The organism is Streptomyces fradiae ATCC 10745 = DSM 40063, assembly GCF_008704425.1.
GTDB classification, from domain to species: Bacteria; Actinomycetota; Actinomycetes; order Streptomycetales; family Streptomycetaceae; genus Streptomyces; species Streptomyces fradiae.
Map to the genome: position 1 here is coordinate 6,216,052 of NZ_CP023696.1, position 25,577 is coordinate 6,241,628.

At 77.1% G+C, this 25,577-nt stretch carries 16 protein-coding genes and 1 tRNA gene; 4 read left to right on the plus strand and 13 right to left on the minus strand.

What is annotated here, in order from left to right; translation table 11 throughout:
• The first annotated feature begins 205 nt into the window (after positions 1-205).
• The 3 genes from CP974_RS27195 (at position 206) to aac(3)-VIII (ending at position 4,109) form a co-directional block, all read left to right on the plus strand.
• The gene (locus tag CP974_RS27195; RefSeq protein WP_031136589.1) at positions 206-2,866 is read left to right on the plus strand and encodes an ATP-binding protein; all 2,661 of its coding nucleotides are present in this window, start codon (positions 206-208) and stop codon (positions 2,864-2,866) included.
• Positions 2,867-2,915: 49 nt separating this feature from the next.
• A tRNA-Pro gene (locus CP974_RS27200) sits at positions 2,916-2,989 on the plus strand.
• A gap of 256 nt (positions 2,990-3,245) precedes the next feature.
• The gene (gene aac(3)-VIII, locus CP974_RS27205; protein ID WP_031136588.1) at positions 3,246-4,109 is read left to right on the plus strand and encodes an aminoglycoside N-acetyltransferase AAC(3)-VIII; all 864 of its coding nucleotides are present in this window, start codon (positions 3,246-3,248) and stop codon (positions 4,107-4,109) included.
• A 161-nt stretch (positions 4,110-4,270) separates the two neighbouring features.
• Here the strand turns inward: aac(3)-VIII and CP974_RS27210 are convergent, their stop codons facing one another.
• Complete coding sequence (locus CP974_RS27210; protein ID WP_150485867.1) at positions 4,271-8,149, minus strand: hypothetical protein; 3,879 nt, start codon at positions 8,147-8,149, stop codon at positions 4,271-4,273.
• 148 nt (positions 8,150-8,297) lie between these two features.
• Complete coding sequence (locus CP974_RS27215; RefSeq protein WP_031132478.1) at positions 8,298-9,548, minus strand: aminotransferase class III-fold pyridoxal phosphate-dependent enzyme; 1,251 nt, start codon at positions 9,546-9,548, stop codon at positions 8,298-8,300.
• A 116-nt stretch (positions 9,549-9,664) separates the two neighbouring features.
• On the opposite strand from CP974_RS27215, the gene CP974_RS27220 reads away from it, so the two are divergent.
• A complete protein-coding gene (locus tag CP974_RS27220; RefSeq protein ID WP_031132480.1) occupies positions 9,665-11,647 on the plus strand; it encodes a hypothetical protein in 1,983 nt (660 codons plus the stop codon).
• A gap of 197 nt (positions 11,648-11,844) precedes the next feature.
• Here the strand turns inward: CP974_RS27220 and CP974_RS27225 are convergent, their stop codons facing one another.
• The 11 genes from CP974_RS27225 to CP974_RS27275 form a co-directional block, all read right to left on the minus strand.
• Positions 11,845-12,684, minus strand: a complete 840-nt coding sequence (locus CP974_RS27225; RefSeq protein ID WP_051839528.1) for a PIG-L deacetylase family protein — start codon at positions 12,682-12,684, stop codon at positions 11,845-11,847.
• Positions 12,677-13,777 (minus strand): glycosyltransferase family protein, encoded by a 1,101-nt coding sequence (locus CP974_RS27230; protein ID WP_031132485.1) that lies wholly within the window; start codon positions 13,775-13,777, stop codon positions 12,677-12,679. Before CP974_RS27230 ends, CP974_RS27225 begins: the two co-directional genes overlap by 8 nt.
• On the minus strand, positions 13,770-14,021 hold the full coding sequence (locus CP974_RS27235; protein ID WP_031132486.1) for a DUF6137 domain-containing protein: 252 nt from the start codon (positions 14,019-14,021) through the stop codon (positions 13,770-13,772). Before CP974_RS27235 ends, CP974_RS27230 begins: the two co-directional genes overlap by 8 nt.
• Positions 14,018-14,719: a histidine phosphatase family protein gene (locus tag CP974_RS27240; RefSeq protein ID WP_031132488.1), complete on the minus strand. Its 702-nt coding sequence runs from the start codon at positions 14,717-14,719 to the stop codon at positions 14,018-14,020. The genes CP974_RS27235 and CP974_RS27240 overlap by 4 nt, the downstream gene beginning before the upstream one ends.
• Positions 14,716-15,615, minus strand: coding sequence for a radical SAM family protein (locus CP974_RS27245; protein ID WP_031132490.1), 900 nt, complete (start codon positions 15,613-15,615; stop codon positions 14,716-14,718). Before CP974_RS27245 ends, CP974_RS27240 begins: the two co-directional genes overlap by 4 nt.
• 173 nt (positions 15,616-15,788) lie before the next feature.
• On the minus strand, positions 15,789-17,414 hold the full coding sequence (locus CP974_RS27250) for a GMC oxidoreductase (RefSeq protein ID WP_140160867.1): 1,626 nt from the start codon (positions 17,412-17,414) through the stop codon (positions 15,789-15,791).
• A 208-nt stretch (positions 17,415-17,622) separates the two neighbouring features.
• Complete coding sequence (locus CP974_RS27255) at positions 17,623-19,407, minus strand: ABC transporter ATP-binding protein (RefSeq protein ID WP_031132494.1); 1,785 nt, start codon at positions 19,405-19,407, stop codon at positions 17,623-17,625.
• Entirely contained in the window at positions 19,404-21,404 is a 2,001-nt protein-coding gene (locus tag CP974_RS27260; protein WP_085921508.1) for an ABC transporter ATP-binding protein, read from the minus strand. The genes CP974_RS27255 and CP974_RS27260 overlap by 4 nt, the downstream gene beginning before the upstream one ends.
• Positions 21,392-22,657, minus strand: a complete 1,266-nt coding sequence (locus CP974_RS27265; protein WP_031136924.1) for a glycosyltransferase family 4 protein — start codon at positions 22,655-22,657, stop codon at positions 21,392-21,394. The genes CP974_RS27260 and CP974_RS27265 overlap by 13 nt, the downstream gene beginning before the upstream one ends.
• Positions 22,658-22,803: 146 nt before the next feature.
• The gene (locus tag CP974_RS27270) at positions 22,804-24,096 is read right to left on the minus strand and encodes a 2-deoxy-scyllo-inosose synthase (RefSeq protein WP_085921507.1); all 1,293 of its coding nucleotides are present in this window, start codon (positions 24,094-24,096) and stop codon (positions 22,804-22,806) included.
• Between the two features lie 170 nt (positions 24,097-24,266).
• A complete protein-coding gene (locus CP974_RS27275) occupies positions 24,267-25,541 on the minus strand; it encodes a DegT/DnrJ/EryC1/StrS aminotransferase family protein (RefSeq protein ID WP_031129624.1) in 1,275 nt (424 codons plus the stop codon).
• Positions 25,542-25,577 lie beyond the last annotated feature (36 nt).

Consider the following 25,577-nt stretch of genomic DNA (forward strand, 5'->3'; position numbering starts at 1 on the left):
CCCCCGGTCCGCCGCCCGGTCCGCCGCCACCCGGTCCGCCGCCGACCGCCCGCGCCGGACCCCGCCGAAGCGGCCCGCACCGCCCGCGCGGCACCGCCGCCCCGCACCCCGCCCCGCGACGGCCCGAATCATCCCCCGCACCCAGCACCCCCCACTAGGCTCTCCTCGAACGTACATGCGAGCAACAGGGGAAAGGGAGAAGAGGATGCTGCCGTCCAGGGCCGAACACCGGCCGCCCGCACCGCTGCTGGAGCGGGAGCCGGAGCTGGCCGCCGCGGCCCACGCCGTCGAGGCGCTCACCGGCCCCGGCGCCACCGGCGGCCTGCTGGTCTTCCGGGGCGAGGCCGGCATCGGCAAGACGACCCTGCTCGCCGAGATCGGCCGCCGCGCCGCGGGCCGCTGCACCGTCCTGTCCGGCAAGGGCGGTGAGACCGTCACCTCCGTGCCGTTCCACGTCCTGCGCCAGCTCCTCGTACCGGCGCTCCTCCCCCTCCCCGAGGCCCGGCTGCGGGAGCTGTTCGGCGACCGCTTCGACCTCACGGCGCCCGCCCTCGGCCTCGCCGCGCCCAGCGCCCCGCTCGCCGACCCCCGGGGCGTGCGCGACGGCCTCGACCGGGTCGTCGCCCGCCTCGCCGAGGAGCGGCGCGCGCAGCCCCTCCTCGTCCTCGTCGACGACGCGCACTGGGCGGACACCGAGTCGCTGCACTGGCTCGCCGAGTTCGCCGACCGCCTGCCCGGCCTGCCGCTGCTCATCGTCCTCGCCCACCGCGCCGACGCCGCCGCCGAGCGCCCCGAACCCGCCCCCGCCCTGCTGCGCCGCCTCGACCGGCAGGCCAGGCTCACCAGCACCCTGCGCGCGCTCACCGAGGACGCCACCGCCGACCTGGCCCGCGCCGCGCTCGGCGACCGCACCGACGGCCCGTTCTGCCGCGAGGTCTGGGCGGTCACCGGCGGCAACCCGTACGAGACGGTCGAACTCCTGGCGACCGTCCGGGACCGCATGCTGGAGCCCGTCGCCCGCTCCGCGGGGCGGCTGCGCGACCTGGGCGCCTCCGCGCGCGGCAGCGGCCTCGTCGCCCGTCTGGAGGGGCTCGGCACGGCCGCCACCCGGTTCGCCTGGGCGGCGGCGGTCCTGGGCACCGACATCCCGCTGAAGCTGGCCGCGTCCCTCGCCGGCCTGCCCGCCGACGAGGCCGCGGTCTGCGCCGCCCGCCTCCGCGAGGCCCGCATCGTCACCGGCTCCGACCCGCTGGAGTTCGCCCACCCGCTGGTCGCCACCGCCGTCTACCGCTCCATCCCGCCCGCCGCCCGCACCGCCCTGCACGGCCGCGCCGCCTGGGCCGTCACCCAGGAGGGCCTCGGCCCGGCCGCCGCCGCCCGCCACCTGCTGGAGGTCCACCCCGACGACGACCCCGAGCTGGTCGGGCAGCTCCGGGAGGCCGCCCGCGAGCACCTCGCCGTCGGCGCCCCCGACGCGGCCCGCCGCTGCCTCGAACGCGCCCTCCAGGAACCGCCGCCGCCCGACGCCTACGCCGAGGTCCTGTACGAACTGGGCTGCGCCGCCCTCCTCACCTCCCCGGCCGCGACCGTCCGCCACCTGCGCTCCGCCCTCGACCTGCCCGGCCTCGCCCCGGACCTGCGCACCGACGCCACGTACCGCCTCGGCCAGGCCCTCGCCCACAGCAACGAACTCGGGGAGGCCTCCGCCACCGTCGCCGCCGAGGCCGCCCGCATCCCGCCCGGCCGCGCCCGCACCCGCCTCGAGGCCGCCCACCTCATGTACGAGTCGTTCCGCGCCACCGAGGACGACCCGCACGGCCGCTCCCGCCGCCTCGCCGCCCGCGCCGACCACCTGGCAGGCGACGGCGACGCCGAACGCGCCCTGCTGTCGCTGCGCGCCTTCGACGCGATGCTGCGCGGCGAGGACGCGGCCCTCGTGCTCGACCTGTGCGACCGCGCCCTCCTCGACGGCCGCCCCGCCCCCGGCGTGAGCTGGACCGACACCGAGTGGGGGTTCGAGACCCCCGCCATGATCGGCATCGCGTACGCCTTCACCGACCGGCCCGACCGGGCGCGCGACCTCTTCGAGGAAGCGGTCCGCGCGTACGAGATATCCGGCTGGAGCGGCGCCCACCTCGCCTTCGCGCACACCCTGCTCGGCCTCGCCCACCGCCGGGCCGGCGACCTGACCCGTGCCGAGGCGTTCCTCCGCGAGGGCCTGCGCCTCGCCGACCGCGCGGGCCGCGGCCTCGCCGTCCAGTGGGACGCCGTCTGCCTCCTGGTGGACACCCTCCTGGCGCGCGGCAGGCCCGGCGAGGCCCGCGAACTGGCCGACGCGTACGCCTTCGGGCCGCCCTGGCCCAGCGCCATGGTGCTCCCCGACGGGCCCTGCGTGCGGGGCCGGCTGCTCCTCGCCGAGGGCAGGACCCGCGAGGCCGCCGACGAGCTGGAGGCGGCGGGGCGGGCGTCCGAGGCGCGCGGCCGGCACAACGGGATCTGGGCGCCCTGGGCCTGCGACCTCGCCCGGGCCCTCGCCCCGGACGATCCCGGCCGGGCCGCCGCCCTCGCGGGCCTGGCTGGCACCCACGCGGAGCGCTTCGGCACCGCCACCGCCCGCGGGGAGGCGCTGCGCTGCGCCGCCCTGTTCGCCGCGCCCGGCGAGGCGGCCGGGCTCCTGGCCGAGGCGGTGCGGCTGCTGGAGTCGTCCCCGTCCGCGTACGAGCACGCCCTCGCCCGGCACGACCACGGCGTCGCCACCGGCTCCCGCGCCGAGCTCTCGCGGGCCGCCGCCCTCGCCGCCGCCTGCGGCGCCGACGCCCTGGCCGCCCGCGCCCACCGGGCGCTTTCGGAGCTGCCCGCCCGGTGAGGTAATGTTCTCTTGCGCGCTCACCCGGCGAGACCGGGACGACGCGCATCGGGACGTGGCGCAGCTTGGTAGCGCACTTGACTGGGGGTCAAGGGGTCGCAGGTTCAAATCCTGTCGTCCCGACTTGTGAAAGTCGCAGGTCGAAGGCTGTTCCGGAGTGATCCGGAGCAGCCTTTCGGCCGTTCTGGCGGTGGTGTGGGTCGCCGGGGCCGCCGGTTTCGCCGGGCCGGGCCTTCCGGGGACGCCGGTGGGACCCCGTGCGGCCGGTGCGGGCGGTGTGGGCGGACGCGGAGCGCCGAAAAGCCGCCCCGGCGGCCGGCCGGCCGAAAAGCCGCCCCGGTCCCGGCGGGCCCCGTGCACGCGCCGCTAGGTTCGGTCCGTGGACGAGAAGGAACTGATCGAGCGCGCCGGCGGCCCCGTCACCCGCGGCCGGCTCGTGCGCGACCTCGAGGCACTCGGCGTCGGCGCCGGCGACACCGTCATGGTGCACACCCGCATGTCGGCGATCGGCTACGTCGTGGGCGGCCCGCAGACCGTGATCGACGCGCTCCGCGACGCCGTCGGCGCCGACGGCACCCTCATGGCCTACTGCGGCTGGAACGACGCCCCGCCCTACGACCTCGCCGAGTGGCCCCCCGCGTGGCGGGAGGCCGCACGCGCCGAGTGGCCCGCCTACGACCCGCTGCTCAGCGAGGCCGACCGGGGCAACGGCCGGGTCCCCGAGGCCCTGCGCCACCAGCCCGGCGCGGTCCGCAGCCGGCACCCCGACGCGAGCTTCGTCGCGGTCGGGCCGGCCGCCCACCCGCTCATGGACGACCACCCCTGGGACGACCCGCACGGACCGGACAGCCCGCTCGCCCGGCTCGCCGGGGCCGGCGGACGGGTACTGCTGCTCGGCGCCCCGCTGGACACCCTGACGCTGCTGCACCACGCGGAGGCACTGGCCGAGGCCCCCGGCAAGCGGTTCGTCGCGTACGAGCAGCCCGTGACCGTCGGCGGGCGACGGGTCTGGCGGCGCTTCCGCGACGTCGACACCGAGACCGAGGCGTTCCCCTACGGGCGGGTGGTGCCCGAGGGGGTCTGGCCGTTCACCGTCATCGCCCAGGACATGCTCGCCGCCGGGATCGGCCGGACCGGCCGGGTCGCCGCCGCCCCCTGCCACCTCTTCGAGGCCGCCGACGTGGTCCGCTTCGGCGTCGAGTGGATCGAGAGCCGGATGGGGGGCGCGGCCGGCGGCGCGTGAGCCACCGGCCCCGGCCGGGCGCGGCCCCGCCCGCCCCGGCCGGGCGGGCCGGGGCGGGGCCGGCCGGGTCCCTCATCGGCCGGGTCCCGCGCGGCTCCGGCGGCCGGGCGCCGGTCCGGCCGCGTACCGGTCCGGCCCCGCGTCCGCCGCGCCCGCTGCCGTCAGGCGGGCGCCGGGCCCGCGCCGGGCCTCGCGCGGATGTCGCGGCGCAGCCGCCCGCCCGCCGCGGCCACCGCCGCCGCCACCGCCTCCTCGCCGGACGGCCCGGCCCCGTACGGCACGACCTCCAGGTCCGCCACGAGCCCGGCCAGCAGTCCCTCGTCCGCCAGCAGCCGCGCGTACCGGTGCACGAGGAACTGCTTGCAGCGCCGGTACGCCCCCGGCGCCGCGGCCACCCGACGGGCGGCGTCCGCCGCGCTCGCCTCCGTCACGACCAGCCACGGGGCCCGCCGAAGCAGCGGCAGGTCGCCGCCGGGCCGTCCGGCGAGCGCCCGCACCACGTCGTCGCGCACGTCCGCGCGGGGCAGCAGCGCCGCACCCAGCACGTCCGCCCAGCCCGGCGGGTCCGCCGCCGTGAACGCGGCCACCGCCGCGCCGGGGAAGCGGGCCGCCACCAGCAGCGCGAGCTGCTGCACCGCGTTGTGCCCGGCGATCCACCCGGCCGGGTCGCCCTCCCGGTCGGCCAGCCGCCGCCACGCCGCGTCGAGCCGCGCCAGCGCGCCCTCCGGACCCTCGGTGGAGGCGGCCAGCACCTCGGCCCGGATGGCGGCGTCCGTGCAGAGCATGCCGACGGCGGTGCCCAGCGGCAGCGTCTCCAGCGTCTCGAACAGCTCGGCGTCGTCGTAGACGAGGCGGTAGCCGACGAGGGCCCGGAACACCTCGGCCCACCCCGGCTCCCGGAACGCCCCCGGCAGGTCGGCGACATCCCCGGCCGGGACGTACGAGAAGTCGTACGAGCCGTCGAAGAGCGTGCGGAACACCCCGAGCGCCAGCCGCATCCCGTCGAGCGTGAACCGCTCGCGCCCGGCCGCCGGGCGGGCCTCCACCCGGAGCGTCCACGTCCCCGCCATCAGCACCCGCTCGCCGCGGAAGACCAGTTCGGGGAACCACGTGCCGCAGCGCTCCAGCAGGACCGACAGTCCGGTGAGCCGTCCGGCGTCCGCCTCCGTGACGTCCGGCGGCTCCGTCCACTCGCCCTCGACCCGGTCGGGGCGGAACATCAGGCTCGCCTTGTGGATGCCCAGCGGTACGTCCAGCTCCACCGCGTCCCGCGTGAAGCGCAGCACCTTGTTGCCGCCCGGCCCGAACCGGTCCGACACGCGCTGGAGCTCCCGCACCCCCGAGGGGGCCCGCTCGGCGGGGTGGCGGGGGGTGCGGGCGAGCAGCCACTGGTGGAGCGCGTTGTGGAGCTGGTGCGGGTTGTCCGGGCCCTCCCCGCCGCCGTCCGGGCCGTCCGTGCCCTCCACCGGCGTGTCCGGGCCGTCCGCGGAGCCCTCCGCCCGCGCTTCCGCGGCCGCCAGCTCCAGCAGCCGGCTCCAGGTCAGCTCCTCCTCCAGGGCGAAGCCGTCCGGCACGGGCTCCTCCCGCCACCGCGCGAGCCACCCGCCGAACCCCTCGACCGAGCGCCGCTCACGCTCCGACAGGCCGAACGCGCCCACCAGGTCCAGCCACTGCTCCAGCAGGTCGAGGTAGGCGCGGTACGGGCCCGGCTCCGGGCGGTCCACCAGCTCCAGCAGCAGCCGCTTCAGGGTGCTGTCGTACGCCTCGACGAGATCGCTCCTCGTCAGGTCGAGCAGCACCGCGTCCCCGGCCGCCTGCCACGCCCCGGCCCCCGCGTAGGCGCGGTACGCGTCGTTCAGGGCACGGCCGCGCCGCGCCGCGTCGCCCGGATCGGCGGCCGACAGGTCGACCCGGCAGCGCTCCACGGCCAGGTACCGCTCGGCGAAGTCGCCGTCGCGCGCGGCGAGGGCGAGCAGCCGGTACGTCTCCGTGGGCGGCGCCGACGAGCGGGCGGCGAACCGGCACAGCGCCTCCGTGCGCGCCGCGTCGTCCAGCGGGAGAGCGGCCACGGTCCGGGCGAGGACCTCCTCGCGCTCCGCGTCCGTGTACACGTCCAGCGCCCGCAGCGCCGACGCCAGCGACGCCACCGCGCCCAGCAGGGCCAGCGCGGCCTCGGTGCCGCCGCCCCCGGCCGCCGCGAGGGCGCGGACGGCCGCGAGCACGGCCGGGAGGGCCCCGCCCGGCACGTCCCCGGCCGCCTCCAGGCGGGCGACCGCGACCGGGACCCGCACGTCGGCGGCGCCCGACGCGCGGGCCGAGGCCACCCCCCGCACGTACGCCCGCGCGGCCTCGGGCACCACGGCCGCGACCCGCTCCGGCGGCATGCCGCCGTCGAGCAGCGCCTCCGCGGCGCGGGCCGCGAACGCGGGCGACGCCACGCGCGACCCGGTCCGGACGTACACCTCGGGGTCCGGCAGGTAGCTGTCCCGCACGATCCGGTCCCTGACCCGCGACGGCAGGTGGGGCACCCGGTCCAGGAGGGCGGCGCCCGGCATCGCCTCCGGTGCGGGCAGCGGCCCGCCGGACCGGACCGCGTCCGCGGCCCGGTCCGCGGACGCGAACAGCAGCCGGCAGCCCTGCGGCACGGCGGCCGTGCGCCGGGTCTCGGTCTCCACCGCGGGCGGCCGGCCGGTGCCGAAGTGGCACTCCCGCCGCCAGGGGTCCGCCAGCGCGTACGACGCCGTCTCCGGGACGTCCTCGGGGCGGCCCCGCAGCACGGCGACGCCCTCCTGGCGGAACATCACCGCCGCGTGCTCGGCCGGGCCGCCCCGCTCCACGAGCACGTGACCGATCCGCTCCCGCTGCCCGGGGTCGAGGCGCAGATAGCGGCTCCACGCGTCCTCCAGCCGCACGGAGGTGAGGAACGACGAGGCGCGCACCCGCGGCGGCGGCACGAGGATGTCGACCGGGGCGGCGGCGCACGCGGCGCGCCAGGCGTCGCGGCAGGCGTCGGTGAGGGTGCCCAGCTCCGGCTCCGGGTCGAACGCGGCGGCCGGGCGGACCTGCACCAGCCGCGTCCGCACGGCGGACACCTCGCGCAGCAGGGCCCCGCGCCACAGCGTCGTGCCGGGGACGCCGGTCAGCCACGCCAGGCTGTTGTCGCCGTCGCCCGGGCGCTGGGCGGACGCGAAGCCGAAGCCCAGCGAGAGCTGCCCGATCAGCCGCCCGTCCGGGGTGAGTTCGGTGAGCCCGGTGACGGAGACGGGCCCCGCCCCGGTCTCCAGGACCCACTCGGAGTCCACGCGGGGCATGCCGAAGGCGCGGTGCGCCCGCGCCAGCAGATCGGCGAGCCGGGCCGTGTCCTCCTCGCCGAGCAGCGGGGTCTCGCCCGCGGCGGCCGGGTCCGCCGCGCCGGCCGCGTCGACGAGGGGCTGGACGAACGCGGCGATGGGGGAGGGGCGGTGGCCCGGGTCGGCCAGCCGCTGCTGGGCGAGGGCGTGCTCGCCGTACCCGCTGAAGACCACCGCCGCGACCGTCGCGTACAGGTCGCCGGGGCGCGGGCACACCAGGCTCTCGTAGCCGCCCGCGTTGACGTCGTCCTCCTGGTCCTCCGCGCCCGAACTGCGGACGATCCAGGGTGCCTCGCCGCACACCTCGCGCACCCGGGCGGCGAGGTCGGGCCGCCTGCGGCGCAGGAACTCCGCGTACCCCGCGACCAGTTCCTCGTGGGCCGGCTCCGCCCGGGGGGCCGGTGCGGTCGTCTCCGCCGGCTCGGCGGCCTCCCCCGGCTCCGGCGCTTCCGGCGTCCCCGGCGTCCCCGGTGTTCCCGAGGTTCCCGGCGGGACCGCGCCGTGCGCCCGCGCGGCGAACCCGCGGGCGTCGGCCGGGTCGAGGGGGTGCACCGGCAGCGCCACCCCGGTGAATTCCGGGTCGCGGTACAGGCGCAGGAGCCGGGCGCATTTCGCACCGTACCTCGCGGTCTCCTCCGCCGATTCCCGGCCGGTCCTTTCTTCGGTGCCGGCAGCGGTTGGACTCTCCATGGAAAGGCGCCTCAATCTCTCGGTTCCTTCTGGGATCCTGAATTCCTGGTCATTCCTGGTCATCCCCGGATTCCTGGTGAATTCCCGCGTGGGGTGCGCGGGGGAGGGCCGGACCCGGAGGCGGTGCGCCCCCGGGTCCGGGGCGGGCTCAGTCGTCCAGCAGCCGCGCCAGCAGGCCGGTGGTCTCCTCGCGGTCGCGCGGGGCCTGGCGCAGTCCGTCCATCACGTTCCAGGCGACCCGGTAGCGGGCCGCGTCGCCGACCGGCTCCCCGCCCGCGTACGGCGCCAGCCGTTCGCACACGCGGGCGAACCGCCGCTCGGCCTCGCCGAGCACGGCCTCGTCGAAGGCGGCCGACACGCCCTGGTTGTCGCCCGCGTAGAAGAGCAGGCCCTCGGCGTTCGCCGCCCCGTAGAGCGCCTCCTCCAGCTCCTCGGTCGCCGGTACGAACTGGAAGAACGTGCCGTCGCCGGCGATCTCGACCGGCAGGGACGCGTCGTCCAGCGCCTTGCGGGCGTGGCGCAGGAAGCGGTCCCCGGCCTCCCGGACCGCCCGCTGCGGCTCCCCGGTGGCGACCCGGGCGAGCGCGGCGTCCGCCGCGGCCAGGATCGTGGGCTCGAAGAACGAGGTGAACGACACCTCCTTCAGCGGCTTCAGCAGCCGGCGGGACCCGCCGACCGCGGAGACCGCGTGCCCGTTGGCCATGCCCTTGGCGACCACCCACACGTCGGGCGCGAGCAGCTCGGCCGTGGACAGGCCCGGTGCGTAGCGCAGTCCCACCTTCACCTCGTCCGCGACCAGCACCACCCCGGCCGCCGAGCACAGCCGGCGCAGCTCGCGGTACCAGCCGGGCGACAGGTGCATGTGGTCGGGCGACACGACGACGGCGGCGACCCGCTCGGGGGCCCGAAGCAGCTCCCGCAGCAGGCCGAGGTCGAAGAAGAAGTCCACCACCCCGTCCGCGTTGGGCTCCAGCGGCGCCTCGGACGGGTACCACATCGGGTCGTAGCCGTGGTAGCCGGCGCTCAGCAGCAGCGGCCGCCCCGTCGCCTCCCGCACGGCCAGCACGGCGGCCCGGACCGCGGCCGTACCCGACCGGAAGAGCCCCACGACCTCGCCGCCGCACAGGGCGTGCAGCCGCTCCAGCACCGCGTCGACCCGCCGGCTCCACCCGGTCGCGGTGCCGTCCGCGCCGGTCGCCGCCCGCGCGACGGCCTCGGCGACCACCGGGTCGCCGTGCCCGAGCAGAATCGACCCCCGCGCATTGTCGAAATCGATCCAGCGGAAACCGGACTCGTCCGTCAGCCAGGCGCCGGACGCGGCGGTGAAAACCCGCGGGCGGTCTTTCTCGTCGCGCGGGCAGGTGGGGAATTCGGCCAGCAGGGAAGAGTTTTTCGTCATTGTTCACCCCAGGGGAAAGTCGGGCATTGAACGGGAATTCGGATCGGGCGCACAGTGGGGGCGGGATCCGGGCGACGAGCACCGGGACCGGTGACTTCCCACCAGGAGGAGCGGACGTGGTGACGACCGGCGTGGCACTGCCAGCCCTGCACCGTGCTTTCGTGGAGACCGTCCGGCGGGACGGCGGCGCGGCCGCCCTGCACGCCTGCGCCTGCTTCGCGGAGCAGTTGCTCGCCGACGCCGCCGCGGCGCACCGGGAGGCCGCGCCCGGACCGGACGAGGACGGGACCGGCGCCCGACTCGCCGCATCCGTGGTCCGGCTGAGGGAGCTGTGCACCGGACTCGCCCGCGAGATGGCCGCTTCCGCCGATGCCGCCGAGCCCGCGTGGAGCGGCCGGGCCGCCGCTGCCGCCGCTCCCGACGGCGCCGAGCGGCGGATCGCCGTCGTGGAGGACGCGCTCGTGCTCGCCACCGCCGTGACGGGCGCGCTGTGGGGATCGGCCGCGGCCCGCCGGGACGAGCGCACCGCCGCCCTGCTGCGCCACGCCGCCGACTGGAAGACCCCGGAGTGCTACGGCTACGACCTGGCCGATCCCGAGCTCTGCTACGGCCAGGCCGCCGAACGCCTCTCCGCCCGGTCCCGGCGGGCGCCCGTGCTCGTCGTGGGCATACGGACGGGCGGCTCGTACCTGGCGCCGTTCTGGCAGGCCGCCGCCGAGGACGCCGGGGTCGCGGCGGGGCCCTGGCACAGCGTCCGCCCCGTACGCGGCGGCGCCGGCATCACCCTGCCGGGCTCCGAGATCGAGGCCCTGCCGCGCCGCCTGCCGCCCGGTGCGGCGCTGGTCCTGGTGGACGACCAGCCGGACACCGGTGCCACCGCCCTCGCCGTGCGCGACCGGGTCGCCCGGCGCTATCCGGGCGTGCGGGACGTCGTCCTGGCCGCGCCGGGTCGGCTCTACGACCTGAGCGGCCCGGCCGTCCGCCCGCTGGCCGAGCGGCCGGTCGTCCGCCCGGCGGCCCGCCTGTGGCAGCTCGCCGGCACGGGCGGCGCCGCCGCGCTCGCGGCCCGCGCACGGGCGGCGGGCGTGCCCCTCGCACCGGGCGCCGCCCACCGCGTGGAGCCGTTCCGGGGCCCCTTCCTCGCGGAGTACGGGCCGGGCACCGCCCCGCGCGGGGGCGCCGCCGGCGCGCGCGGGAGCGGCGCGGCCCGCCGCCTCGATCCCCGCAACCGGCCCTTCTCCCTGGTCGCCGGTGCGACGGGCGCGGGCACGAGCGGCGGTACGGGCGCCCCGGAGACGTACCACTTCCGCTTCATCGGCACCGGACCGCACGGCCTCCACTGCCACCAGGCCCTGCGCGCCCTGGGGGACCTGCTCCCGCCCGGCCACGTCTTCGCCGACGGCTACCTGGTGACCCGCCACGAGCACGGGCTGCGCCCGCTGCGCGCGGTACTGCCGGAGCTGGAGGAGCCGCGGCGGCGCCGCGTACTGCTCGCGGTCGCCGAGTCCTGGGCCGCGCTGCGCCGCGTCGGCGAGCTGGGCCGTCCGGGCGCGGGCGCCGGGTACGAGCCGCGGGCCCGGCTCGACGGGGCGCTGCGGCGACTGCGCGAGCGCATGGGCCGGCCCCTGCCCGTCGACGGCGCCTGGACGGCCCGGCACGTGCCGGAGCGGATGCCCCTCGGGGGCGCCGACGGGGTGCTGCTGCGCACCCCGCTTCCATACGGGCACGGGTACTGGCACTGGCAGCTCGCGGACACCGGCCAGGGGGGCGCGGGTCCCGCGGGCGGCGGCGCCCCGGTTCTGCGGCGGTTCGGGCTGGACTGGATCTGGGGCGGCGGCGGCTGCCTGGAGAGCGAGATCGCCTCCTTCGTCGTCGAGAACCGGCTCGGCGCCCATGACCGGGACCTGCTGCGGGAGGCCGTCGCCGCGGCCTGCGGCGGTACGCGCGCCTTCGACGCCGGGCTGCGGCTGGCGGGCGAGGCGCTGTTCTGGAACGCCAAGACGTGGCTGCGGCGCTGCCCGGTCGTCACGCCGCCCACCGCCGACCGGATCGAGGCGGAGCTGGCCGCCCAGGCCGCGTACGTCGCCGCACTGGCCTGACACACCCCGCCGGCGGCCGGCCCGGCGACCCGGCGGGGCCCCGCCGAGGCGGGCCGCCGGGGCCTGGCCGGGCACGTCCACCGGGGCCCCGCCGGGTCGGCCGCCCGCCGGGTCCCGGCCCGCCGGGTCCCCGCCCGGCCGGATCGCCGTGCCTCCACGAGGCCGGGTCACCGGCGCCGTGCCTCCACGAGGCCGGGTCACCGGGCACCCGCCGGGGCGGGCGTCCACACCCGCTCGGTGTGCGGCGCGCCCCGGCGGCCCGCCGCATGCCCTGCCCCCGCCGTCCCGCCCGTCCACCGGCGCGGCGCGCCGCGCCGGGCGTGCCGCAGCGTCTCGCGCACGCACTCGTCGTCCGTCTGGCTGCCGTACACGTACATGCCGCGCACCTTCTGCTGCACGACACCGGAGATGTCGACGCTCGCGAACGGCACCAGGCCGCGCGCCTCCCGCAGCGTCCGCTCGACGTCCACCGCGTCGCGCTGCCCCGCGTACGGCAGGTCCTCGTAGAACAGGGTCAGCGGGCCGCCGGGGCCCACCGCGCCGCGCACCGCGCCGTGCACCAGGAGGTGGTCGACGTGCCCGCCGACGGCGGCCGGGGCCAGCACCGTGTCGGCGCCCGCGTCGCGTATCGCCTCGGCGACGGCCTCCTCCACCGCGCCGCGCACGCCGTCCGCCTCGGCCGGGGACGACAGCTCGGTCTCGTCGTCGTAGCCGCGCAGCCCCGCGTCGGCGAAGCCGAGCGGCCGGTACTCCGCGAGGCCCCGCAGCCGGCAGTACCGCAGCTCCTCCTCCCTGCGCCGCTCGCTGACCACCCGCGCCCCGGCCCGCCGCAGCCGTCTGGGCAGCGCCCACGCGGACCGGGTGAACACCGTCAGGAGCGTCGCGTGCGCGGGGCGGCCGACCGCGGCCAGCAGCCCGCCGCAGGAGTACGCCACGTCGTCCGGGTGCGGTGAGACCAGCAGCGTCCGGCCCCGCCGCAGCCGCTCCCGCAGCGTCCGGTCGGGGTCCTCCGCCGCCTCCCACGTCGGCTCACCCACCGTGCTCCTCCTCCCGTCCGCCCCGCCCCTCGCCGGCGCCCGCGGGGACCGCCGGACCGGCACCGGCGGCCGGGTGCTCCCGGATGACCTCCGCGTACCGGGCGGCGACGTCCCGCCAGCCCGCCGCCGGGCGGGGACGCGGCGCCACCGCCCCGCCCCCCGCCAGCAGCCGGTCCACCAGGGCGTCGGGCGTCGGCGCGGTCAGCGACGCGAAGCGCGGCAGGTTGCCGCCCTCGCCGAGGGCCGCCACCGGCACACCGAGCTGGACGGCCTCCGCCGCGGCGAAGTTGTAGGTCTCGTGGAACACGGACGGCAGCAGGAACAGCGACGCGCCGCCGAAGACCCGCTCCCAGTCCGTACGGATGTCGTAGGCGTCCAGCACCTCGACGCGCCGCCCCGCCCCCTGGTGCGCGCGCACCAGCTCGCGGGCCTCCCGGCCCCGGCGCGACCACGTGGCGAAGACGACCCGCAGGGCCACCCCGGCCCCGGTGAGCCGGCGCAGGCAGCGCTCCGCGTCCACCGTGTCGATCTTGCCGAGCTGGAGCACCACCGGCCCGGACGGGTCGCACAGGTCCTTCGCCGGCACGTGGTCGGCGGCCCAGGGGATCACCGACCGGCGCGGGAAGCAGCGCGTCCAGGGCCACTCGCCCAGGAACACCTCGCGCATCGGCCCCTCGGGGTGCGCGCCCCGCGCCGGGCAGCCCTCCGCGACCGGAGCCCCCGGCAGCGCGGGTACCCGCGCGTGCACGGGGCAGGGCGGCGGCGCCGACAGGTCGGCCGAGAGCCGGCTGACGTCATGCCAGACGCGGACCGTCCGGGCGTGCAGCGCGGGCAGCCGCCGCCATGCCGCGCCCTCGAACAGGTCGCTCTCCACCAGCGGGAAGACCGCGTCCACCCGGTCCCGCTCCACACGCGCGGCCAGCGCGTCCAGGTCGGCGCCCTCCGAGGACCGGTAGAACTCCGCCTCGGTGCCCGCCTCGCGCAGGGAGCGCGACAGGTGCCACAGGGCGGTCTCCACACCGCCCCACGACGGCGAGTCGAAGCCCTCGTCGTAGATCTCGAACAGGGCCCGCCCGGCAGGCGCCTCAGCCACGGCGCACCTCCGGCGGGCCGCCGGGGGCCGTCACCGCGGCGACCCGCTCCACCAGGTCGCCGACGGCGAAGCGCCGGGCCGGCTCCGACCGCATCCACAGCGTGCAGTCGAAGTAGCCCTCCAGCCGGTTGAGGATGTTGACGAACTCGCGGTCGTCCACGTCCACGCACCCCCGGGCGACGATGTCCCCGGCGTCGTCGCCGGTCTCGTCGCTCAGGCACTTCACGACGAGCATGCGGGTCATGCCGTCCTGGCCAGGTGCGTCTTGCTGTTCGCCACCACCAGGGAAGCGCATCCGTCCTCCGTCCTGTCCACGATGAACACACCGGTGTTGCTGATCTTGAAACGGGTGCGGTGCAGCAGCGCGTCCTCCAGCCCCAGCAGCTCGAAGAGGACGGCCTGCAGCGTCTCGGAGTGCGACACGAGCACCCACCGCGCCCCGTCGGCGCCGACCGGGCAGCGGGAGTCCAGGAACTCCCGGACGCGCCGCCGCTGCGCCGCCCAGCTCTCCACCCCCGCCGGCTCGGCCGCCGGGCGCCGCAGCCGGTCCTCCAGCACGGCGTCCCACTGGCGGACCGTCATGGGCCGGGGGAAGGCGCGCGGCGCCCGGAGCTCCGCCAGCCGGCCGTCCGCCAGGACGGGCACGCCCAGCGCGGCGGCCAGCACCTCGGCGGTGCGGGCGGCCCGCCGCTGCGGGCTGGAGTACACCCGCACGGCAGGGCGGGGCCCCGAGCCCGGACCGGGCCGCGGGGCCGGGGCGGGACCCGGCGGGCCTACCGCCGGGTCGCCGGGCAGGTGCTCGGCGAGCGCCCGCGCCTGCCGCTCGCCGAGCGGCGTCAGCCCGGCATGCGGGTCGAAGCCCGGCATGACGTCGTCGTCGCGCAGCACGTTCAGGCTCGCCTCGGCGTGCCGGACCAGCACGAACCGCTGGGCGGCCGTCATACGAGCGGCAGCGGGATCCGCCCCTGCGGGACGCGCATCCGCTCGCGCGAGTTGTTGAACTCCTGGTTGGCGATGCAGGTCCCGCACGGCCAGTCGTCGAACTCCCGGATCGGGCCGAAGCCGTGCACCAGGTGCTTGGGCACCGAGTAGCAGTCGCACTTGACCATCCGGATCTCGTCGCCGGACACCTGGTAGTTGTAGCCGTTGGTGATCTGGTCGCAGACCGCGTCCCGCCTGCCGGTCTCGAAGATGTGGTTCCAGCGGCGGAAGTACTCCGGCGGCGCCAGGAAGTCCGCCGGGTGCAGGTCCTGGTAGCGCAGGTTCACGGTCAGCGGCCGGCCCTTGAAGGCCAGCAGCGGCATGAAGTGGAGCAGTCCCCGGTAGCCGCGGGACTCCAGCAGGTCGATGTAGGCGTTGACCTCCTCCACCGGCTGGCCCCAGTACACGGTCTGGAGCTCCGCCCCCAGCTCGACGGCGGCGTCGAGGATGCGGTCGATCTGCGGCTGCTTCAGGCCGCGCTTGGCGTTCATGGCCTCGGTGTGCCCGTCGACCGAGAACACCCACAGCAGGTCGGGGCGCCCCTCCAGGGCCCTGGGCAGCTTGGTGCCGTTGCTCAGCACCTCGACGCGGTACCCCTCGGCGGCCCGCTTCTGCAGATGGTCGACGATCTTCGGGTAGAGGGTGATCTCGCCGTCGGACTCCACCCGGAACAGCACCGCGTCCGGCTCGTACTCGGCGAAGATCCGGTCCAGGGAACGGATGGTGGCGGGCTGGTCCACCTTGGTCTTCTTGACCTCGCAGTAGGTGCACCGGATGTTGCAGGCGCCGTCCACGACGATGTTGCGGTAGGCGCGGACCTGCCGCACCGGGGGCGGCCACACGATGTCGGTGGTCATGGCGTGTCTCCTCGTTCGGGACGCTGGGTCGGTCGCGTCGCGTCGCGTCGCGTGCTGGGCGTGGTGCGTGTGCGTGTGTGTGGTGCGTGGCGTGTGGGTGTGGGACGTGGTGCGGGGGTGGTGCGGGGGTGGTGCGTGGTGCGGGCCGCCGCGGCCGTGCGGCGCGGCGGGGCTCAGACGTGCGCGGTGTGCCGGGACACGAGGTCGCCGGCGACCGCCTTGGCGCTGCGCAGCGCGTGCGCCTGGATGGTGAGCGTGGGGTTCAGGCCGCCCGGGTACGGCATGAAGCCGCCGTCGACGACGTACACGTTGGGCGCCGAGTGGACCCGGCCCCAGCCGTCGACCACCGACGTCGCCGGGTCGTCGCCGGCCCGGCACGTGCCGTGCAGGTGGCAGCTCCCCTGGGCGAAGCCGCTCTCCTCGTGCGCGATCCCGGTCGCGCCCGCCTTCCGCAGCAGCCGCTCGCACACGTCCGTCATGTACGCGAGGCGGCGCAGGTCGCGGGGGTCGGGCGTGTAGTCGATGACCACGGCCGGCACGCCGTCCTCGTCGGCGTGCGAGGAGAGCCGCACCCGGTTGTCGAGGTTCGGGTGGTCGGCCAGGATCGTCTCGATGCGCAGTTCCAGCACGTCGTCGCGGATGCGCGAGGGCATGTCGTTCTTCGACTCGTAGATCATCCCGCCGACCCCGGTGGGGCAGTCGGCGTCCAGGTAGTGGTCGAGGAACGCGATCGTGGAGAACGGGCCCGCGTGCGCGCGCCAGTCGGCGAGCGTCGCGGCGGACGGCGCGTCGACCACACCGCTCACGTACTCGCTCAGCTTCATCGTCAGGCCGCGCCCGACCAGGCCGGAGTGGTTCCCCACGCCGTCCGGGGCGCGCCCGCCGCGGGAGCGCAGCAGCAGCGCGGCGCTCTGGATCGCGTTGCACGCGACGACGAACGACCGGGCGCGGACGCGGTGCGTGGTGCGGCCGAGCCGGTCCAGGCAGGTCACCGAACCGACGGCGTCCGGCCGGTCCTGGTTCAGGCGCAGGGCCCGTACACCGGTGCGCAGGGTGAAGTTGGGGTGCGCGGCGAGCGGTGCGAGGAAGACCGCGACCGCGTCGCCCTTGGCGCCCGTCGAGCACTGGTGGCTCACGCACAGCGAGTTGCGCTCGCACGCCGAACGCCCGCCGTGGGCGTGCCGGTTGATGGCCAGCGGGGTGGGGAAGGGCTCGTAGCCGAGTGCGGTGCCCGCCTCGTAGAGCACCTCGGCCGCGGCCGTCGGGGGGTGCGCGGGGCCGCGGCTGCCCTCGCCCTCCTCGCCGCCGCACACCCCCAGCCGGCGTTCCAGCACGTCGTAGTACGGCGCGAGTTCGGCCAGCCCGTACGGCCAGCGGACGTCGAGCCCGCCGGCGTCCACCAGCTCGCTCGGGTCGAAGTCGAACGGCCGGTAGCGCCAGGAGGCGCCGCCGTAGAAGACCGTGCCGCCGCCGAGGTTGGACGTCGTCCACGGCCAGCCCTCGTCGGTCCAGCCGCCCTGGCCGTCACGGGCCAGCGCCGTGCGGCACATGTCGTCCAGCTCGGGGTTGCCGAGGTCGGGGGAGAGCCGGAAGCCCTCCTCGATCATCAGGACGTCCAGGCCCTGCCGGACGAGCCGGTCCGCGGCGACGGAGCCGCTGGCGCCGCTGCCGATCACGACGACGTCCCAGACCCGGTCGTCGTCACGGGTGTCCCAGCCGTCGCGGTGCGCGGGACCCAGCGGCTCCGGGTGCCACGCGTGCCGTGCGTCCGAGGGCAGGGTGCCTCGAAGGCGCTTCATCCTGTGCCTTTCGTCGTCGTGGTCGTCGTGGTCGTCGTGGTCGTTGGGGTCGTAGGTGTCGTAGGTGTCGTAGGGGTCGTAGGGGGAGTGCCCGTGCGGGGCGACGGAGCGCGGGCCCCCGGCGTGCGCCCGGTCCGGAGCGCGGGCCCGGCGCGCCTCGCGGCGTGCGGGGCGCGGGCGTGTCCCGCCCGGCGCGCGGCGGCCCGCGTCACGCCGTCGTGGCGGCCAGCCAGCCCCGGTGCATGCCGGCGAAGCGCCCACCGCCCTCCAGCAGCCGCGTCGGGGGCCCGTCCTCCACCACCGCCCCGTCCTCGATCACCAGGACGCGGTCGGCGACGGCCACCGTGGACAGGCGGTGCGCGATGATCACCGCGGTGCGCCCGGCCAGGACCCGGGTCAGCGCCTCGTGCACGGCCCGCTCCGAGGAGGTGTCCATGCTGGACGTCGCCTCGTCGAGGATCAGCACGCGGGGCGAGGTCAGCATCACCCGTGCCATGGCGATCAGCTGCCGCTGGCCGGCCGACAGGCCCGTGCCGCGCTTGTGCACGTCGGTGTCGTAGCCGTCCGGCAGCGCGCTGACGAACCCGTGCGCGCCCACCGCCTCCGCGGCGGCCCGGATCTCCGCCCGCGACGCGTCCGGCCGGCCCAGGGCGATGTTGTCGGCCACCGACCCGGAGAACAGGAACGCCTCCTGCGTGATCATCGAGACGGCGCCGCGCAGCTCCGCGTCGGCCAGCTCCCGCAGGTCGACCCCGTCCAGCGTGACCCGCCCCGCCGTGGGGTCGTAGAGCCGGGCCACCAGCTTGGCGATGGTGGACTTCCCGGCGCCGGTCGTACCCACGAGGGCGACCGTGCGGCCCGGTTCGAGCGCCAGGTCGACGCCCGAGAGGACCGGCCGGGCCGCCTGGCCGTAGCCGAAGTGGACGCCCTCGAACCGCACGGCGCCCCGGCCGCCCGGCGGGTCGGCCGGCAGCGCCGCCGGGCGCTCCGGCTCGGCCACCGCCGGATGGCGCACGAACAGCGCGCCGATCTTCTCCAGCCCGGCCGAGGCCGCCGAGAACGCGTTGGCGAAGCTCGCCAGCTCGTCGATCGGGTCGTACAGCCGGTGCACGTACAGCAGGAACGCCGTGAGCGTGCCCAGCGCCAGGTGCCCCTGGTCGATGCGGAGCACCCCCAGCGTCAGCAGCCCCACCAGCGACAGGTTGCCGATGAGCTTCACACCGCCGCTGAACACGGCGCTCACCAGCCCGGCGTCGGCCCGCGCCACCGCGTACCGGGCGTCCAGCCCGTCCAGCCGCCGCGCGTTCGCCTCCTCGCGGCGGAAGGCCTGCACGGCCCGGACGCCGTTGTACGCCTCGACGGTGTGCTGCACGACGCCCTCGACGGCCGTCCGGGTGCCCCGGTAGGCCCGGCGCGACCGGTGCCGGAACCACCGCGTCAGCGCGTACAGCGGGACGAACAGCGCGATCACCACCGCCGCCATCGGCTGGTCGAGCCAGAGCATCACGGCGAGGATGCCGACCATCGAGAACAGCGCGGAGAACAGGCCGTCCAGGCCCATCTCCAGCATCTCCTCGACCGACTCCACGTCGCTCGACAGCCGGGCCACGACCCGGCCCGAGGGGTACGCCTCGTGGAAGGCCAGCGGCTGCCCCATCACCTGGGCGAACGCCCGGTGCCGCAGCTCGAACAGCAGGTCCTGCGCGATCCGCCCGGAGTAGCGCAGGAAGCAGTACTTGACGCTCGCCGTGGCCAGCCCGGTGGCCAGCGCCGCGGCGGTGTAGCCGATCAGCGGCGCCCACCGCCCGTCCACCGCCGCGGGCACCCCGCGGTCGATGGCCGCGGCGATCAGCAGCGGCGGCACCAGCCCGCACACGTTCTCCAGCAGCGCCAGCGCCGTGGCCGCCGCCAGCCGCCGCCGCTTCGGCCACAGCAGCATCCGCAGCAGGGCGTCCCGCCGGGCGCGGGACCGCGCGTCCTCCGAGCCGCTCATCCCGGCCGCCCCCTTCCCGCCATGCCGTCCTCCGCCACCGCCCTCTCCGCGGGCACCTGCGCCTCCGCCGGCGCCTCCGCCGGGCCGGGCAACGGCGCCTCCCCGGGGCCGGGCGCCCGCGTCTCCCGCGCCGCGACCGGGAGCGGGGGCCGGACCAGCAGCCGGTACGCCGGCTCGCGCGCCATCAGCTCCTCGTGCGTGCCCGTGGCGGCGACCCGGCCGCCGGAGAGGAACACCACCTGGTCGGCCAGGCGCAGCGTGCCGGGCCGGTGCGCGGCCACGACCGTGGTGACCCGGCCGAGCACCCCGCGCAGGGCGGCCTCCACCTCCCGTTCGGTCCGTACGTCCAGCGCCGACAGCGCGTCGTCCAGCACCAGCACCGACGGTCCGGGCAGGATGGCCCGCGCCAGCGCCAGCCGCTGCCGCTGGCCGCCCGAGAGCCCGAGGCCCTCCTCGCCGATCACGGTGGACAGCCCCTCGGGCAGCGCCGCGACGAACTCGTCCGCCCGCACCGTCCGCAGCGCCTCCCAGACGGCGCCGTCGGGCACCCCGCCGCCCGGCGCCCGCCCGGCCCCCGTCCCGGCCCCGGCGTCCGCCCCCGGCGCCCCGCCGGAGCCCCCGGCCCCGCCGCCGTCCGCCGGCCGGGCCCCCGCGTCCCGCGCGCCGGGCGCCTCCGCGTCCCGCACGCCCAGCGTCACGTTGTCCCGGACCGTGCCCGAGAAGAGCACCGGATCGTCGAACGCGTTGCACACCGCCGACCGCAGGTCGGCCAGGGCCGTCTCGCGCAGGTCCACCCCGTCCAGGGTGATCCGCCCGGACGTCGGGTCGTCCAGCCGCGACAGCAGCGACAGCAGCGTGCTCTTGCCGGACCCGGTCGCCCCGGCCACGGCCACCGTGCTGCCCGCCCGGATCGTCAGGTCGACGCCCCGCAGCGCCGCCGCGCGGCCACCGGGGTAGGCGTAGTGCACGCCCTCCAGGCGGATCTCGCCGCGCACCGGCGACGGCAGGGGGCGCGGCCGGGCCGGGTCCGCCACCGTCACCGGCTCGTCCCGCACCTGCCAGTACCGGTCGGCCGCGGCGGCGGCCGTCGAGGCGTCCGCCGTCAGCCAGCCCAGCGTGTCCGCCGGCCAGCGCAGATGGGTGGCCACCGTCACCGCCGCCATCAGCGTGCCCAGCGACAGCGCCCCGGTGGCGACGCCGTACCCGCCGTACCCGATCATCGCCACGATCGCCAGGTCCGGCAGCGCCGTGATGACCCACCACAGGGCCGCCGTGTACGAGAGCTTGCGCAGCTCCAGGACGCGCAGCCGGCGCGCCTGCCCGGTGAAGCGGCGCACCGTCTCCGGCGCCCGCCCGAACACCTTCAGCACCCGTACGCCGAGCACCGACTCCTCCACCGTGGTGGACAGGTCGCCCCCCACCTCCTGCGCCGCCCGCGCCACCACCCGGAACCGCTGCTCGAAGACGGTGGTCGCGACCACCATCGGCGTGTACGCGAGGAACACGACCAGCGCGAGCGCCGGCGCCAGCCACGCCAGGACGACCAGGCCGACGGCGAGCGCCGCCACGTTCACCACCAGATAGATGGCGGAGAACGCGACGAACCGGCCGATCTCCGTGATGTCGGACACCGTCCTGGACAGCAGCTGGCCGGACTGCCAGCGGGCGTGGAACGACAGCGGGAGGCGCTGGATGTGCGCGGCCACGTCCGCCCGCATCGCCGTCTCCAGGCGGGTCGCCGGACGGATGACGAGCAGCCGCCGGGCCCCCAGCAGCACGGCCTCGGCGACGCCGAGCAGGGCGAAGGCGCCGATGAACCACGGCAGGGCGGAGAAGTCCCGCTCCGCGACCGGCCCGTCGACCAGCCGCTGGAGCACCAGCGGCATGGCCAGGCCCGCGAGCATCGACCCGAAGGCCGCCCCGCACGCCCCCGCCATCAGCGCCCGGTGCGGGCGCAGATACGGCGCACAGCGCCGCAGCGACGTCACGGCGCCCACCCGGCACCCCCTCCGGACGCCCGGCCGACGGCCAGCCGGTAGTGCTCCAGCGCCCGCTCGACGGTGTCCGCGCCGTACCGGCCCAGCAGGTCGGGAACGGCCGCCGCGACCGTCTTGCGGTGCCGTTCGGCGTCCGTGACCGCGTCGCCGGCGGCGCGGGTCAGCGCCGCCACGTCGCCCCGCGGGACGAGCAGGGAGGGCGTGACCGAGCCGACCGTGTCGCGCAGCCCGCCGACCGCGTAGCCCGCGACGGGCGTGCCGCACACCATGGCCTCCAGCGCGCTGCCGCCCAGCTCCTCGTGGGCGGACGGCATGACGAGGACGTCCAGCGCCGTCATCACGGACGGCACGGCGTCATGGGGCAGGAAACCGGTGAACACGAACCGGTCCGCGAGCCCCGCCGCCTCGACCGCCTCCCGCATCCGCTCCCGCTGCGGCCCGTCGCCCACCACGGCGAACACCGCCCCCGGGGCGCCCGACCCGGCGTCCCACCGCTCCGCCATCGCGACGAAGTCCCGCCACCCCTTCTCGTGCGCGACCCGGCCGACCCAGCCCACCACCGGCCGCCCGGCGGGCACGCCGAGCGACCGCACGTACTCCTCGGCCTCCGGCCGCGCCACCGGCCGCACGTCGCCGACCGAGTCGGGCAGCACGTCCACCAGGGCCCGGTCGAGCGGCAGCAGCCGCGCCACCGTGTCCGCGGTGCGCGAGGTCAGCGTCGACACCCGGCGCGCCCGCCGCAGCGCGTACCGCTCGGCCGCCGCCACCAGCCGGTGCTGGAGCCGGTCGAAGCGGGACATCGGCTCGTACGAGGCCAGCCGCGAGCAGTGCAGGGTGAGGCAGTACGGCGCGCCGACCAGACGCGAGACGAGCGGCCCGGCGAGCAGCGCCCAGAGCTGGCCGTCCGCGTGGACGTGCACCAGGTCGGGCCTCCAGGTGCGGCGCAGCGGCGCACAGGCCGTCAGCACCGCGGCGAGCCACGCCTGGTTGAGCCCCACGAGGCCGGTCAGTTCGGAGCGCAGCCGGGGCAGCGGCGCCCGGGTGACCCGGACCCGGAGGCCGGGCCGGTCGACGCGCTCCCTGGGCAGGCCGGGGAACCCGACGGTCATGACGAGCTGCTCCACGCCGCGGTCGGCCAGTTCCCGCGAGAGGCGGAGGATCTGCACCTGCATGCCCCCGACGGCGTCGAACTCCGCGGGCCAGGCGGTGACGCAGTCGTGGTGGAAGAAGGGGGTGAGCCGCAGCACACGCACGGGGGACTCCACGGGGAGAGGACGGCGATGGGCGGGGTGCGGGGCGGTTGCCGGCACGGCCCGGCGCGGGGCCGTGCGGCCGGCGCGCGGGGGCGGGCCGAGGGGCCGTGCGGCCGGCGCGGGGCCGGTGGCGCGGGGCGGGGCGGTTACGGCACGGGTCCGGCCGCCGCGGGCGCGGTCGGGGCGGGTCCGCTCGGCAGGGGGGCCGCCGCCGCGGGTCCGGCCGGCACGGGCCCCGGCGTCGCCGGTACCGCCGCCTCCGGTCCGTCCGGTACGGGGCCCGTGCGCGCCGCCGCCGGCTCGGCGGCCCCGCCCCCGGCCCCGCCGCGGGCGGCCGACTCGTCGACGACCTCCTCCAGCAGCGCCAGGGGCACGGGTACGAGCGGCATGGTGCCGGTGTGCAGCACCTCGCCCGGCGCGGAGAGCAGCACCATCGGGGTGTGGCCGGGCGGGCTGTCGAGGTAGCCGCGCTTGTTGTCGTACGCCAGCCAGTTCTTGACGAGCGCGGTGTCGACGTGGTCCGGCACCGCGGGCTCCACCCCGGCGGCGGCGACCAGTTCGCGGTGGAGGGCGACGAGCCCCGCGTCGGCGTGGCCGAGGCGTCGGGACACCTCCGCTGCGAGGGTCATGCCCACGGCGACTCCCGCGCCGTGGGCGACCGCGCCGCGGGACGCGTGCTCGATGGCGTGTCCCGCGGTGTGCCCGTACTCCAGGACGAGGCCGGAGCGCCGCTCGTGCTTGTCGCCGCTGGTGACGTCGGCCTTGGCGGCCAGGCTCTCGGCGATGATCCAGCGCATGGTCTCGTCGTCGTAGCGGGTGTCGGGCCGCAGCGCGCCGGCCAGCCGGTCGAGCATGGCGGGCCGGATGGCCAGGGCGTTCTTGACGACCTCGCCCATTCCGGACCGTATCTCGCGGGGCGGCAGCGTGCGCAGCGCCGCCGTGTCCGCGAGGACCTCGACGGGCTGGTAGAAGGTCCCGGCCAGGTTCTTGCCGAAGGTGGTGTTGACGGCCTGCTTGAGCGAGAGGACCGAGTCCAGCATGGCGACCACGGTGGTGGGCACGTGGACGAGGCGGATGCCGCGGAAGAGCAGCGAGGCCATCAGTCCGGCGATGTTCCCGGTGACCCCGCCGCCGAGGGCGACGACGACGGAGCGGCGGTCCGCGCCCCGTCCGAGCGCCTGCTCGGCGAGGGCGGAGACGGTGGCGAGGGTCTTGTGGACCTCTCCCACCTCGTGGGTGAGGAGGTGGGACGGCCCGGCCTCCTTGTCGATGTGGGCGGTGAGCGCGGCTCCGTAGAGCTCGGCGACGGTGGTGTCGGCCACCACCAGGTAGCTGCTGGCTTCGAGGGCGGCGAGGCGCGCGACGACGTCCTCGGCGCAGTCGGTGCCCAGTCGGTAGGGGAATGACGCGTCTTCCATCGCGATGCGGGTGGTCTGCATGATGCTTCCCGGTCCTCCGGGGGTTCGCTGGGCTGGGGTCGGGGTGGCGGCCGGGGCACGGCCGGGGCCCGGTGCCGTGCCTGATGACGGTGCGGGTGCGGCTGCGGGTGGGGCTGCGGGCGCGGGGGCCGAGGGCGGGGCCGGGGCGGGGGCGCGGTGCTCCGGGGCGGTCAAGTGGCCAGGTCGGCGCCGTGCCGCAGGACCTTCGCGAAGGCCGCGGCGATGTCGGCCATGTCCTCGGCGTCGCCGAGCAGGGCGGCGTGGTGCAGGGTGACGGTCCGCCGCGCGGTGTCCTCGCACACCGGGAGGGCGAAGCGCTTGGGGTCGATGCGCGCCTCGTGGTCCGGGCCGAGCGTGTAGCGCCTGCGGGTCTGCGGGGCGTACAGCCGGTTCGCCGGGATCGGGGCGTAGCAGGGCTGGACGGGGAAGCCGAGCTCGGCGGTGAGGGCGCCGGTGACGTCGGTGAGCGGGACGTCCTCCAGCGCGCCCTCGGGGAGCCGCGCCGCGTAGGTGTAGTACGTACGGGAGGTGGTGCCCTCGGAGGTCGCCTGGGGGCGCAGGCCCAGCTCGCCGAGGAGGCCGTCGAGGCGGGCGGCGTTGGCGCGGCGGGTGCGGTTCTGCTCGTCGAGCAGGGTGAGCTGCTCGGTGAGGATGGCGGCCTGGAACTCGGACAGGCAGCGGTTGCTGCCCATCAGCTCGCCGGTCTCGACCAGCTCCATGGCGCCCGGCGCGGGCGGGCCGTCGGACAGGCAGCGGCCGTCGGCCCGCAGGTGCTCGACCCGGCGGGCGAGGTCCGCGTCGCGGGTGATGACCGCGCCGCCCTCGCCGCTGGTGAGCACCTTGCTGTGCTGCATGCTGAAGGTGCCGGCGGTGGCCAGCGCACCGACCTTGACGCCCCGGTAGGAGGCCCCGTGGGCCTGGGCGCAGTCCTCGACGAGGGGCAGGCCGTGGCGCTCGGCGACGCGGGTGAGGCCGTCCATGTCCGCGACGGCCGAGTAGAGGTGGACCACCACGACGGCCCTGGTCCGCTCGGTGATCAGCGCTTCGACGGCCTCGGGGGAGACGCACAGCGTGTCCGGGTCGACGTCGCAGAAGACCGGGACGGCGTTGACGCCCAGGACGGTGGAGCCGGAGGCGACCCAGGACAGGCCGGGGACGATCACCTCGTCGCCGGCGCCGACCCCGCACGCCTCCAGGGCCAGCATCAGGCCGGCGGTGCCGCTCGCGGCGGGGACGCAGTACGGCACGCCGTGGTAGTCGGCGAACGCCCGCGCGAAGCGCCGCTCGTGGGAGTCCGTGCCGCGGTACGGGCCGCTGATGGACCACCGGCCCGAGCCGAGCACCTCCGCCACCGCGGCGGGGACTCCGGGGGCGGGCTGCGGCCAGGCGGGCCAGGGGCGGGTGCGTAACGCCTCGCCGCCCTTCACTGCCAACGGGGAGACCATGGGCCTTCCTTTCCTGAGGGCGTGCCGTGGGTGTGC